This window comes from Acinetobacter tandoii (genome assembly GCF_008867985.1).
Classification (GTDB): domain Bacteria; phylum Pseudomonadota; class Gammaproteobacteria; order Pseudomonadales; family Moraxellaceae; genus Acinetobacter; species Acinetobacter tandoii.
This window is the reverse complement of the sequence record NZ_VXLD01000012.1, coordinates 71297-84244: the sequence shown is the minus strand read 5'-3', so window position 1 is coordinate 84244 and position 12948 is coordinate 71297. Positions and strand designations below refer to the sequence as shown.

Annotated in this window: 11 protein-coding genes; 7 read left to right on the top strand and 4 right to left on the bottom strand. The window is 41.0% G+C overall.

What is annotated here, in order from left to right; genetic code table 11:
- Positions 1 to 194: 194 nt before the first annotated feature.
- On the top strand, positions 195 to 506 hold the full coding sequence (locus F4W09_RS14360; RefSeq protein ID WP_044739787.1) for an ankyrin repeat domain-containing protein: 312 nt from the start codon (positions 195 to 197) through the stop codon (positions 504 to 506).
- 60 nt (positions 507 to 566) lie between these two features.
- Here F4W09_RS14360 and F4W09_RS14355 read toward each other — a convergent pair whose 3' ends face one another.
- Positions 567 to 1052, bottom strand: coding sequence for a lytic transglycosylase domain-containing protein (locus F4W09_RS14355; protein WP_151505160.1), 486 nt, complete (start codon positions 1050 to 1052; stop codon positions 567 to 569).
- A gap of 456 nt (positions 1053 to 1508) precedes the next feature.
- Between F4W09_RS14355 and F4W09_RS14350 the strand changes: the two genes are divergently transcribed.
- Entirely contained in the window at positions 1509 to 2030 is a 522-nt protein-coding gene (locus F4W09_RS14350; RefSeq protein WP_044739786.1) for a GNAT family N-acetyltransferase, read from the top strand.
- A 69-nt stretch (positions 2031 to 2099) separates the two neighbouring features.
- On the opposite strand, the gene F4W09_RS14345 is transcribed toward F4W09_RS14350, so the two are convergent.
- Positions 2100 to 2795: a TIGR04219 family outer membrane beta-barrel protein gene (locus tag F4W09_RS14345; protein ID WP_151505153.1), complete on the bottom strand. Its 696-nt coding sequence runs from the start codon at positions 2793 to 2795 to the stop codon at positions 2100 to 2102.
- Positions 2796 to 3567: 772 nt separating this feature from the next.
- Here F4W09_RS14345 and F4W09_RS14340 point away from each other — a divergent pair.
- From F4W09_RS14340 to zupT, 3 genes are all read left to right on the top strand, one after another.
- A complete protein-coding gene (locus tag F4W09_RS14340; protein ID WP_016165723.1) occupies positions 3568 to 5046 on the top strand; it encodes a sodium-dependent transporter in 1479 nt (492 codons plus the stop codon).
- Positions 5047 to 5056: 10 nt separating this feature from the next.
- On the top strand, positions 5057 to 5200 hold the full coding sequence (locus F4W09_RS14335; RefSeq protein ID WP_016165722.1) for a methionine/alanine import family NSS transporter small subunit: 144 nt from the start codon (positions 5057 to 5059) through the stop codon (positions 5198 to 5200).
- Positions 5201 to 5287: 87 nt separating this feature from the next.
- Positions 5288 to 6097 carry a zinc transporter ZupT gene (zupT, locus tag F4W09_RS14330; protein WP_044739784.1) on the top strand — a complete coding sequence of 270 codons (810 nt, stop codon included), beginning with the start codon at positions 5288 to 5290 and terminating at the stop codon, positions 6095 to 6097.
- A 49-nt stretch (positions 6098 to 6146) separates the two neighbouring features.
- Here the strand turns inward: zupT and rsmB are convergent, their stop codons facing one another.
- Positions 6147 to 7454, bottom strand: coding sequence for a 16S rRNA (cytosine(967)-C(5))-methyltransferase RsmB (rsmB, locus tag F4W09_RS14325; RefSeq protein WP_151505152.1), 1308 nt, complete (start codon positions 7452 to 7454; stop codon positions 6147 to 6149).
- A complete protein-coding gene (gene fmt, locus F4W09_RS14320) occupies positions 7454 to 8413 on the bottom strand; it encodes a methionyl-tRNA formyltransferase (protein ID WP_151505151.1) in 960 nt (319 codons plus the stop codon). Before fmt ends, rsmB begins: the two co-directional genes overlap by 1 nt.
- Before the next feature lie 419 nt (positions 8414 to 8832).
- On the opposite strand from fmt, the gene ilvD (F4W09_RS14315) reads away from it, so the two are divergent.
- Both ilvD (F4W09_RS14315) and ilvD (F4W09_RS14310) read left to right on the top strand, forming a co-directional pair.
- Positions 8833 to 10662, top strand: a complete 1830-nt coding sequence (gene ilvD, locus F4W09_RS14315; protein ID WP_151505150.1) for a dihydroxy-acid dehydratase — start codon at positions 8833 to 8835, stop codon at positions 10660 to 10662.
- A 483-nt stretch (positions 10663 to 11145) separates the two neighbouring features.
- Positions 11146 to 12831 (top strand): dihydroxy-acid dehydratase, encoded by a 1686-nt coding sequence (gene ilvD / locus F4W09_RS14310; protein ID WP_151505149.1) that lies wholly within the window; start codon positions 11146 to 11148, stop codon positions 12829 to 12831.
- Positions 12832 to 12948 lie beyond the last annotated feature (117 nt).

Here is a 12948-nt window from a genome sequence, read left to right as displayed (position 1 = left end):
GTGGTTCAGACAGATCCTAACCAAATTACTATCTGGCTTGCTATTTTTTATAAATCTTAAGAGATCATATAATACATTGTTAATCAGATTATTATCTGGTTGAAGTATATGATTGTCCTTGAATCTATATAGATGCTTCTAAAAATTTAAGCTTTAATAGAGGATTCGAAGGTTAAAATAAAAAGGTAAATCTAATGGAACTCAATTCTTTTACTCCTATTCCTGAAAATGATGATGAACTCCATCTTCCTGAACTTGTTTATTGGTCATCTTTAGGTGATTTTGAGCAAGTCGAACAGTTGTTATTAGATGGTGCTGATCCGAATCAGACAGATGAAGAGGGTTATAGTGCACTACAAGCTGCGGCGGAGAATGATCATTTAGATGTAGTTAAATTACTTGTGAGTAAGGGGGCAAGAATCGATTATCGCTCAGAATATACTGCACTTGAATTAGCTGAAATGGCAGAAAATAAAGATGTTATTGCGTATTTAAAAAGTTTGTAAATATAGCTTTATGATAAAAGCCCATCTTAAGTTGGGCTTTTAAATACTTAAAATCAAAGTTTAGAGTGAATCTTTGAGTTTATTTTCATGCTGCTTCACTTGTTTTGCATATTTTTTCCCTTGGTGGCGCATTTTCCAACTCGACTCATAGCCTGTAGGTCCAACATTATAATAGGCAAGGGCTTTTTTCCAGCTCCCTGCTGATTGATTATATTTGGCTAAAATATAGGTGCCACAATTGATATTATTGGCTTCTTCGAATAAATCACCAGGGCAAGTTTGTTGCCAATACATCGGCATAATTTGAGTTAATCCCACAGCACCAGCGGGTGAAACTGCATAGTTACGATAACTTGACTCTTGTCGAATCATGGCAGCAATCAGTAAAGGATCAACCTGATGTAGTTCGGCACTTTTTACAATCATTGGTGCAACGCGGTTTGCTGTGTTTGAGTCAACAGCATATGCCTTTTGAATGCCAGTAGATAGCTTTGCTGCCCGTTTTTCTAAAGAGCCACCGCCTAAACCTGAACAGCCTGTGATCATGAAGATGCTTAACGCAATAATGCCGAATTTAATTTCTGTTGATTGTTTCAATATGGCTAAATGGTTTAGAGAGGGCACGTGCAACAAAATAAAATTCCTGATGTGATTAAAATATTTCAGATGTTAGGTAGTGCAATATAGGGAGTCAATACGAGTTATTTTAAGGAATAGAAGCATTCTGTAATGTTTATCTGATTTGGTTTATTTAGATTCTGAATTCTACTGTTGATATAAAAGAAAAGCCCAATCATCCTGACAGGGCTTTTCTGTATAAGGTTTGATGTAATCAACTCCTGTCAATTACGATGCTTCCTGCAATCTTTGTTATTATTTAAAGAAACTTCCTGTTTCTCTATGTTTTTATAATAAAAGGAAATAAGGAATGTATATAGACGTAAAAATCGTTGTTCTCTGTAAGTAAAAACGTACACAAAGAATTTGAATATTGAGGTGCTTATGCAAAATAAAAAGTCTGTATGGTCAGTTCGAGCTGAGCAACCTGAAGATGTTGATCACATCGAAGACTTGACGATTAAGGCATTTGAATCGGCTATTTATAGCGATCATCATGAGCAATTTATCCTGCGTGCATTACGACAGTCAGGACAACTCAGTATTTCTCTAGTTGCCGAACTTGATGGGCAGATCATTGGACATGTTGCGATTTCTCCTGTGCGAATTTCATCAGGTAAAGAAGGTTGGTATGGTTTAGGCCCAGTTTCAGTTCTACCTGAATTTCAGAGGCAAGGCATCGGTCGAGATTTAATTGAAACTGCATTAGCCCAGTTAAAAAAGCAGCAGGCAAAAGGGTGTGTGGTGTTGGGAGAGCCTGATTATTATGCACGGTTTGGCTTTCGGCCCCTGAGTCTATTGGTATTGGAAGGGGTTCCTGCCGAGTATTTTCAGGCACTTACATTTGAAAATGAAATTCCACAAGGTAATGTTCAATATCATGCCAGTTTTAATGCCACGTCTTAACTGGATCGACGGAAAAATAAAAAAAAAGCTGAATGTTTACATTCAGCTTTTTTAGGGGCACTTCAGAAATTAGAAATGTGCATCTAAACCAATATAGGGACCTTTGAAGTCAAGTTTAATATCATTGCGATTATAGTCATCTAAATCAACAGTGAAAATTCGGTAACCAGCTTTTACACCAACATCGACGAGCATGTTGTCGATAAAGTTGTATTGAATTTCCGCCAAAGCATCGGTTAACTGCGCATCATCAAAGTTGCTATAGGTTAGCTCTGCTTTCGCACTTAAACCCGTAAATGGTAATTTACCACCGACTGTACCGTAAATAATCGGATAGGTTTCATCAATACTGGTACGTTGTCCTGCAAAATTGGTGATATCACCATTCAAAGTGGTCGCACCTGCACCAATATCCAGATCAACAACATTGTCTAAAATTTCGTAATAGAGAATGAAGTCAGCGTGATCAAGGTTAACTGCATAATTAGATTGCCCTGCAACACTTTTCTCTGTTTGAGTGTCTAAATTAACATAGCGTATTTTGGCATTTGGAATAATTGGAACTGGGTGTTCTAAAGCGACAGAAAATTGGACTGCACCTTCATTATCTAGTTTTTCCTTTGAAAAAGGGGCTGTATTATTCATTTCGGCATGACCATCATATGCCCAATAGCTGATATCGCCTTTAACTGCGACTAAATCTGCTTGAGCTAAGCCGCTCAAACCTACGCCTAATGCTAATAATCCTGTTTGTGCTACTTTCATGCTTTTATCCTAAATTGTGTTGTGTGTTTGTGTTAAAAAAAGGTTAAAACAAGAGCTATTCGGTTGTATTTCAGAGCATGATATAGCGATGCGAAAAAAGAAACAGTAGTCAAAGTGCTTTTTTACATAAAAGTTCAGAGAATGATGAATCGGCTAGCCACAGATTTCTGATTTAGTACAAAATGATTGTGAATGACAAACATCTTTTTTAGATTTTGAATTTTACTCTGGTTGAACTGAGCTAGAGCTTGGTGAGAGGTTTGGAATAAAATTTAATTAAATCATGGATTTACTTTAAAATTTGGAGTTTGGTGTGTGATTATGATGCTAAACCACATTACTCAATTAACAGATTTTTAGATAGATAAAATGTAAACAAAAAATAATCAATAAATTAAGGGAATTTTCCATTATTTTAAAAATCTTGCATTTTGGGCTTTGTTAATCTATTTTAAAAAATATGATAAAAAAAGAGCTATATTTTGATCAATTGATTAAAAATAGAATACAAAAGGACGAACTTTCATCCAGAAATTACAGCAAAAAATAACAAAAGTGAGTATTGTTCAATGATTAAGAGGTGAAAACAATCCGAAAGACTTTAACCAAGATTTTGTGTGCATTTCATCTGTTTGCAATTTAGAACGAAACACCCAAAAGGTGGAAGCTAAATCAAACAACAAAAATATTTTTGAATGGTACTTTTTTGCTAGCCATATTAATCCGTATAACAAGCAGCAATAAAAGTTACCCCAAGATTTAGGTGTGTTTCATGGCAGATTCTCGTGAAAACTGGACGTCACGATCTGGTTTTATTATTGCAGCTGTTGGTTCGGCTGTTGGTTTAGGTAATATTTGGCGTTTCCCCTACGTTGCTTATGAAAACGGTGGCGGTGCGTTCCTTATTCCTTATTTACTTGCATTAATTACTGCAGGGTTACCACTGTTATTTTTAGACTATGCTGTCGGGCATCGTAGCAATAACTCTCCACCAAAAGCGTATCGCGCTTTATTTAAAGGAGGTGAAACGCTCGGTTGGTGGCAAGTCTGTGTGTGTATCATTATTGGCTTGTACTATGCCAGCGTACTCACTTGGGCAGGAAGTTATGTTTACTTCTCGATTGGCCAAGCCTGGGGCAATGATCCAGAAAGCTTCTTCTTCAATACTTATTTACAAACCACAAAGGCAACAGGCTTAGATTTACAGTTTGTTAGTCATTTGTTTTGGCCAATTGTAGGTATTTGGGCACTGACTCTGATCATCTTGTTTGGTGGTGTAAAGAAAGGGGTTGAACTGTCGAATAAAATCTTTATGCCTTTGTTATTCGTATTGTTCACTTTCTTGGTGATTCAAGCTTTACGTTTACCAGGTGCAGCTCAAGGTTTAAACGCATTCTTTACCCCGAACTGGTCTGCAATGATGGACTATAAGGTATGGTTAGCAGCATACGGTCATACCTTCTTCTCACTTTCAGTGGGTTTCGGGATCATGGTGACTTATTCATCTTATCTAAAACCGAAAACCAACTTAACGGGTTCTGGCTTGATTGTTGGTTTTGCCAATGCATCAACTGAAATCTTGGCGGGTATTGGTATTTTTGCTGCATTGGGCTTTATGGCACATGCTGCGGGTACAGATGTTAAAGATGTCGTGAGTGGTGGTATTGGTCTTGCTTTCATTGCCTTCCCGAAAATTATTTCGAGCTTGGGTGCTGGTGCAGATTTATTTGGTTTTCTATTTTTCTCCTCGCTATTTGTAGCAGGTATTTCTTCTATGGTGAGTATTTTGGAAGTTCCAATTGCAGCCATGCAAGACAAATTAAAATGGAGCCGTCCAAAAGCTGTATCGATTATTGGTGGCGGTAGCGCGCTAGTTTCGATCTTTTTATTCTCTAGCGTAAATGCGATTAAGTTGGTAGATATCATTGACCACTTTATCAACAACATCGGGATTATCGGTGGTGCTTTAATCTCGATTATCAGTATTGCATGGTTTAAGCGTTCTGCGCTGATTGAGCTCCGTGATCATGTGAACCGCATTTCAACCATTCAGTTGGGCAAGGGCTGGGACTTTACTTTAACCGTCATTACGTCTTTCATCTTGTTAACGACTTTGACCATGACTATTTTTAACCTAGTTCAAAATGGTTATGATACTTATAGTATGAGCTTACAAGGCGTATTTGGATGGGGCAGTGTAATTTTCTGCGCTGTGGTTGCCGTTATCCTCAGTAAAATCAAAGATCGCTAGGAGAAGCAGAATGAATACTAAAGCTATCATAATGATGATTATCTCAATGGTATTTCTCTGGGGCGGGTTGGCATTGTCGATTCTCCATTTGATGAAAAACCCTGAAGAATTGGATGAAGTGCTGGACGAAGTAAAAGATCAGCACACGTTGTAAATAATTTGTTTCAGTAAATACCAAGTATATGCAAATGAAAGCCATTATCATTTAAGATAATGGCTTTCTTATTTAGAGCATCACTTTATGGACACCTTATTACCGCATCAGGTGTGGGTTGCATTTGGCGTGACCTTGCTTGCAGGACTGGCAACAGTTCTGGGCGGTATTTTGGTTGTATTCTTTAAACAGCCGAGTTATCGCTTTCTCTCGTTTGGATTGGCATTTTCCGCAGGGGCGATGATTTATGTTTCTTTGACTGAAATTTTAAATAAATCTATTCATTCTTTTAGTCTGGCTTTTGATGATAAAACGGGCTATGCCTTTGGGACTTTATCATTATTGCTGGGTGTGATTTTAGTTTTAATTCTCGACCGTTGTATTCCCAACCCTCATGAAACCATTGAAAACCAAAGTGTGCAGGGCATTAATCAACAACAATTATTACGAACAGGATTGCTGACTTTATTCGCGATTACGGCACATAACTTACCAGAGGGTTTAGCGACTTTTTTTGCGACTTTAGAAAGTCCCGCACTTGGGGCACCGCTTGCGGTAGCGATTGGTATTCATAATATTCCTGAAGGAATTGCGATTGCTTTGCCAGTCTATATGGCAACTCAGAAAAAAAGTGCAGCATTAATTGCTAGTCTGGTCTCGGGACTTGCTGAACCTTTAGGTGCAATGCTTGGTTATTTTCTTTTGGCACCGTATTTAAGTTTTAGTGTGTATGGCACCGTATTTGGCATTATTGGTGGGGTGATGGTGTATTTGGCCTTAGATGAACTACTCCCGACGGCCAAAAAATATGCGCAAGGGCATGAAACAGTCTATGGTTTAGTTACAGGTATGGCATGTTTGGCACTGAGTCTGGTGATGTTTAAGTATGTGAGTTAGCTTGGAGAGTGAAAAACAGAAACGAGCGTTTCTGTTTTCCTGAAAAGTTTTAGGCAGTTTTTTCGATTAAGCAATAATAAAAACCGTCGCCATGCCCTATTTGTGGGAACAATTGACGACCATGAATCTGCTCAATCCCCCAATCAGCATTAATTTTAATTTCTTTCGCATCAGTGTGTTTGGCAAAGAAATCGATCATTTGCTGTTCATTTTCTGCTTTTAAAATTGAACAGGTAATATATAGCAATGTGCCGCCCACTTTGAGTTGTTGCCACATATTTTCAAGAATTTTCTTTTGTAGCTCAACTGTTTGGGCAATATCACTCGATTGACGTAGTAAACGAATATCTGGATGACGGCGGATCACGCCAATGGCTGAACAAGGTGCATCGAGGACGATACAATCTGCAAGTTCAGGTGATGTCCATTTCACAGCATCGGCTGTAATAATTTCTACAGACTCTTCGCTTAAAGCCAAACGTTCTAAGTTTTCAGCGACACGTTTTAGGCGTTTTTCATCTTGGTCGAGGGCGATCAGTTTTTTCGGCTGATATTTCTCTAAAATATGTGCTGTTTTGCCTCCAGGTGCTGCACAGGCATCAATCACAAATTTGCCATTTAAGTCGGGTAACAAGGTTGCACAGAGTTGCGCATGTTCATCCTGTACTGAAAAACCACCCGCTTCAAAACCCGGAAGGCTAGGCACATGAATACTCTCATCGAGCACAATACCGACATTAGAAAGTTCACATGCATGTGCTTCAATGCCTTCATCTTCTAAGATTTCTAAATATTCGTCACGGCTGACCTGTAAGGTATTGACGCGCAAGGTTAGGGGGGCAACTTGTTTTAGTTCATAGCTAATTTCAGCCAGTTGATCCCCCCAGTCTTTTTTCAAACGTTTGGATAACCAGCTTGGCAAATTCGATGCTTGTTCTAAAACATCGTAGAACTGTTCTGTTTCGCGGGTTGCACGACGCAAAATGGCGTTGACCACACCGCTTAAGCTTTCCATACCCAATTGTTTTGTTGCATCTACCGTTTCAGAAATAGCCGCATGCGCTGCAACGCGGGTACACAACAATTGGTATAGACCTACGTATAAACAGGTTTCAACCACTTGATTTTCAAGTGGTTTAGACAGTAATGGTAACGTCACCTGTTTTAGTGCGTGCCATTGGCGTAAACAGCCAAGAACTAATTCATGGTACAAGGCACGGTCTTTGTCGGACACAATAGCCATGTGTTGTTGAAGCACCGATGCCAGTGATTGACCATTTTGGACAGCCAATAACGTTTTAACAACCTGAGCACGTAAGTTTAAAGTCTTACCTGAGGCGTGGGGAGATTGTTTCATTATAAAATTTGTCCAATATTCAGTTTTTGGGTTTGTAAAATTTGTACAGCATTCAGTGGCTTACCGCCTGGCCATTGTAAAGTTGTGAGTATGATGACGGTATGATTGGCACAGGCAACATGTACACCATGTTTATCAATCGCAATAATTTCACCCACTTGAGTCTTTTCTGTCGTTTCAGGTGATAAGACAGAATTCCATACTCTTAAGTTATTTTGCTCATCGAGTGGGATAAATGCCACGGGCCAAGGGTTAAAAGCACGGATATTACGGTCAATGCTTATCGCATCTTGTGACCAATCAATTTGCGCTTCAGCTTTGCTAAGTTTATGTGCATAGACCGTGAAAGCTTCATCTTGTACTTCACGCTCAGCTAAATATTGCTGTAAGGTTTGTTCAGAGTGCAACACGGCAACAATTGCTTCTGCCCCTTGCAGCGCTAATTTGTCATGCAATGAGGCTGAGGTATCGGTCGCTTCAATCGGACAGTAAGTCTTATACATCATATCGCCCGTATCTAGGCCTGCCGCCATTTTCATAATGGTGACACCCGTTTCAGCATCTCCTGTGGCAATTGCACGTTGAATCGGTGCAGCACCTCGCCAACGTGGTAACAATGAACCGTGAATATTCAGGCAGCCGTATTTAGGCGTATCGAGTACCACTTGGGGCAATATGAGGCCATAAGCGGCAACCACCATCACATCGGCATTTAAATCTTTTAATTGTTGTTGTGCTGCTAAGCCTTCCTCAGTGGAAGATTTGAAGTGTAAAGGTTGATATACGGGTAAATCATGTTCCAGTGCCAACTGTTTGACTGCTGAAGCAGTCAGTTTTTGACCACGACCCGCTTTGCGGTCAGGTTGGGTGTATACCGCAACGATTTCATGTTCTGTTTTGAGTAACGCTGCCAAAGCACATGCAGCAAATTCAGGTGTACCGGCAAAGATGATTTTCACACATCAAATTCCATAGAAACTTGCGTCTATTATATGTCAAAAGCAACGCCAAGCCGAATCTACAATATGCGCTGTAACAATCATGGGATTGGTTGAATATGCGATGCAAAAAATAGCAAGGGTATTGGTGTTTTAAAACTTTTAGTTATGCAAAATTAAAAAAATATTCATGAAAGTTTTGTATTTAATCTGCTGTGTTCGGTTTATAGTAGTTTCATTAAAGCTTTCTTTGAGATCATGTGTCGGAATATAGCCTGTGTTGTTTGAATGCAGGAAAGTTGAATGCTGGTTGTCTGTTAAACACTTCGCTGTAGTATGATGTTGCCTATATTTCGACTGATTCTAGATGATCCATCAGTCTTATTTAGCCAGAGTGAATCGCAGATTCATATCAAGCACAAACTTTGTTGGAAACGCAAATGCCTGATTATCGTTCAAAAACATCAACACATGGAAGAAATATGGCTGGCGCACGTGGTTTATGGCGTGCAACAGGTATGAAAGATGAAGATTTTGGCAAACCGATTATTGCGGTGGTCAACTCTTTTACTCAATTTGTTCCTGGTCATGTGCATCTTAAAGACTTAGGTCAACTTGTGGCACGTCAAATTGAAGCGTCAGGCGGTGTAGCAAAAGAATTTAATACCATTGCAGTCGATGATGGGATTGCGATGGGACACGATGGCATGTTGTATTCATTGCCTTCACGTGACTTAATTGCAGACTCTGTGGAATACATGGTCAATGCACATTGTGCTGATGCCATGGTGTGTATTTCGAACTGTGACAAAATCACCCCAGGCATGTTGATGGCATCTATGCGCCTGAACATTCCTGTGGTGTTTGTCTCTGGCGGGCCGATGGAAGCGGGTAAAGTCAAAATTCGTGGTAATGAACATGCGATTGACCTTGTCGATGCCATGATTGTCGCGGCAGATGACAGCTTCACTGATGAAGAAGTGGCTGAATATGAACGTTCAGCTTGTCCAACATGTGGTTCATGTTCGGGTATGTTTACGGCAAACTCAATGAACTGTTTAACCGAAGCGTTGGGTCTATCGCTTCCGGGCAATGGTTCAACTTTGGCGACACATGCAAATCGTAAAAAATTATTCGAAAAAGCAGGTCAGTTGATTGTTGAACTGGCAAAACGCCATTATGAGCAAGAAGATTACAGCATTCTTCCACGTTCTATCGCGACCAAAGCAGCCTTTGAAAATGCCATGACCCTTGATATTTCAATGGGGGGGTCAACCAATACCGTTCTTCACTTATTGGCTGCTGCGAATGAGGCAGAAGTTGACTTTACCATGACTGACATTGACCGTTTGTCACGTAAAGTGCCTGTTTTGTGTAAAGTTGCGCCTGCAAAACAAGATGTGCACATGGAAGATGTACACCGTGCAGGTGGTATCATGTCAATTTTGGGTGAATTAGACCGTGCAGGCTTGTTGGATACGTCTGTACCAACTGTGCATGAAAAAACCTTAAAAGATGCTTTGGATAAATGGGATATTATCCGTACAGAAGACGAAGAAGTGTATCAGTTCTTCCGTTCAGCACCTGGTGGTGTACCGACGCAAACTGCATTCTCACAAGACCGTTACTACTCTCGTTTAGACGGTGACCGTAACAACGGTGTTATTCGTAATGCTGAACATGCTTTCTCTCAAGATGGTGGACTGGCTGTTCTTTACGGCAACATTGCCCTTGAAGGCTGTATTGTGAAAACAGCAGGTGTGGATGACTCCATCTTGAAATTCAATGGCATAGCACGTGTTTTTGAAAGCCAAGATGCTGCGGTAGAAGCGATTCTAGGTGGGAAAATTACCGCAGGTGATGTGGTGGTGATTCGTTACGAGGGCCCACGTGGTGGTCCGGGGATGCAAGAAATGTTGTATCCAACCAGTTATTTAAAATCGAAGGGTTTAGGTAAAGATTGTGCCTTACTTACCGATGGTCGTTTCTCAGGTGGATCATCTGGTCTTTCGATTGGTCACGTTTCGCCTGAAGCCGCTGAAGGTGGTGCGATTGGTTTGGTTGAAGACGGTGACCGTATTGAAATTGATATTCCAAACCGTACGATTCACTTGGCTGTGGACGAAGCAACAATGGCAGCACGCCGTGAAGTACAAGAAGCCAAAGGTTGGCAACCTGCTGAGCCGCGTCCGCGTAAAGTGTCTAAAGCCTTAAAAGCCTATGCGATGCATACTACCAGTGCTTCTAAAGGTGCGGTACGTGAAATTTAATTTGTAGTTTTTTACCGATTAGAAAGAGCACTCCATTTTGGGGTGCTTTTTTATTTAAAAGTTATTGGTTCAGCACAAGGGGATCTTAAAGGTGTGGCTCAAATTGCGGTTTATTACTTTCGGTTCGACCTACTTTTGTTTCGGCAAAAGTAGGCAAAACCATTGGTCATCCGCAAAACCTGTTTATTTTCGGCATCTAAAAGAATATCTTGAAAAAACAGTCCATTTAATAGGCAACTACTTCGTCTTGCGCTGCAAATAAAAGCAATGCTTTTATTCTTGCTCAGGTTGCGGATGACGTTTCCGTGTATCCAACAACAGGATAGATTCAGGATAAAAATATTAAGACTATTAAGAGATTAGCGGTTATTGACTCGAAAGCCTCATTGTACTTTCATGTGTCGCTTACTTTCTATACACTAAAAATAGAAAAAATTGCCAAGACCGTAGAGCAATACGCAGCCACCGCCAAGGAAAAATACAATGAGTAAAGACAATATCCGCGAACATTCGGCTCCTGTTTATGAAGGCATTGAAAATGCGCCTGCACGCTCTATGATGCGTGCCACAGGCTTTAAAGATTCGGACTTTACTCGTCCTTTTGTTGGTATTGCTTCGACATGGGCCAATGTCACGCCATGTAATATGCATATTAATGAACTGGCACGTGAGGCTGAGAAAGGGGTCAATCAGGCAGGTGGGAAAGGCATTATTTTTAATACCATCACCATTTCAGATGGCATTTCTAACGGCACCGAAGGCATGAAGTATTCATTGCTGAGCCGTGAAATTATTGCAGATTCGATAGAAGCCGTGGTGGGCTGTCAGGCCTATGATGGTGTAATTGCGATTGGTGGTTGTGACAAAAATATGCCGGGCTGCATCATGGGCTTAGCCCGTTTAAATCGTCCAGGTTTATTTGTTTATGGTGGGACAATCAAGCCAGGTGCAGGACATACCGATATGATTTCTGTCTTTGAAGCCGTGGGTCAACACGCCAAAGGTGAAATCAGTGCGATTCAAGTCAAACAGATTGAAGAAGTCGCGCTACCGGGGCCGGGTTCTTGTGGCGGTATGTACACTGCAAACTCGATGGCTTCTGCGATTGAAGCTTTGGGCATGAGTTTACCGGGTTCATCGGCACAAGAAGCGGTTTCCGATGAGAAGCGGATCGACTGTCAGAAAGCAGGCGAAGCCGTAATGAATTTGCTGCGTTTAGATATTAAACCGCGCGATATCATGACTAAAGCCGCGTTTGAAAACTCAATTAAAGTGCTGATTGCTTTGGGCGGTTCGACCAATGGGGTGCTGCACTTACTGGCGATGGCACATACCGCTGGGGTTGAACTGAGTTTGGATGATTTTGTCCGTATCGGACAAGATATTCCCGTAGTGGCAGATGTACGTCCTTCTGGTCAATATCTGATGTCAGAGCTGATTGCGATAGGAGGCATTCAACCACTGATGAAGCGAATGTTGGATGCTGGCATGCTCGATGGTTCATGTCTAACTGTCACAGGAAAGACCTTGGCGGAAAATTTAGCCGAGGTTGATGACTACCCCGAAGGTCAACAGATTATCCTACCGTTTGATGCCCCGATTAAAAAAGACTCTCACTTGGTGGTGCTCAAGGGTAATTTGTCTCCAACAGGTGCTGTGGCTAAAATTACAGGTAAAGAAGGCTTGTATTTTGAAGGGCCAGCACGGGTCTTTGAAGGTGAAATTGGTGCCATGCGCGGCATTTTAGATGGTGAAGTTCAAGCAGGTGAGGTGGTGGTGATCCGTGGTGAAGGCCCTAAAGGTGGACCAGGTATGCCAGAAATGCTGAAACCGACTTCAGCAATTATTGGTAAAGGTCTGGGCAAATCTGTGGCGCTGATTACCGATGGTCGTTTTTCTGGAGGCAGTCATGGTTTTGTGATTGGGCATGTGACCCCTGAAGCCTATGAAGGTGGTCCAATTGGTCTTGTTCAGAATGGAGATCGTATCTCGATTAATGCCGAAACGCGGGAAATGACTTGGCATGTTTCTGAACAAGAAATCGCTGCACGGCAAAACCGTTGGGTCAAGCCAAAACCGAATTATACCCACGGTGCGCTAGCGAAGTTTGCTAAACTGACCACCGGAGCCGAAAAGGGTGCAGTGACTGATTTAAATTTAGAACTGTAAGCTATCGGGAAGGATTGAACATTTTGTCTTGAATTATGTTACGTTTTGCTCAAGACTTATTGTATTTTAAGACATTCTGTTCACCATATTGGTCATTTTCTGCGGGTTGGAAACAAC

Coding starts and splice junctions, on each gene's coding strand:
- ilvD (WP_151505150.1), top strand. CDS start 8,833: ATGCCTGATTATCGTTCAAAAACATCAACACATGGAAGAAATATGGCT.
- F4W09_RS14335 (WP_016165722.1), top strand. CDS start 5,057: ATGAATACTAAAGCTATCATAATGATGATTATCTCAATGGTATTTCTC.
- F4W09_RS14350 (WP_044739786.1), top strand. CDS start 1,509: ATGCAAAATAAAAAGTCTGTATGGTCAGTTCGAGCTGAGCAACCTGAA.
- F4W09_RS14340 (WP_016165723.1), top strand. CDS start 3,568: ATGGCAGATTCTCGTGAAAACTGGACGTCACGATCTGGTTTTATTATT.
- F4W09_RS14360 (WP_044739787.1), top strand. CDS start 195: ATGGAACTCAATTCTTTTACTCCTATTCCTGAAAATGATGATGAACTC.
- zupT (WP_044739784.1), top strand. CDS start 5,288: ATGGACACCTTATTACCGCATCAGGTGTGGGTTGCATTTGGCGTGACC.
- F4W09_RS14345 (WP_151505153.1), bottom strand. CDS start 2,795: ATGAAAGTAGCACAAACAGGATTATTAGCATTAGGCGTAGGTTTGAGC.
- rsmB (WP_151505152.1), bottom strand. CDS start 7,454: ATGAAACAATCTCCCCACGCCTCAGGTAAGACTTTAAACTTACGTGCT.
- ilvD (WP_151505149.1), top strand. CDS start 11,146: ATGAGTAAAGACAATATCCGCGAACATTCGGCTCCTGTTTATGAAGGC.
- F4W09_RS14355 (WP_151505160.1), bottom strand. CDS start 1,052: ATGATCACAGGCTGTTCAGGTTTAGGCGGTGGCTCTTTAGAAAAACGG.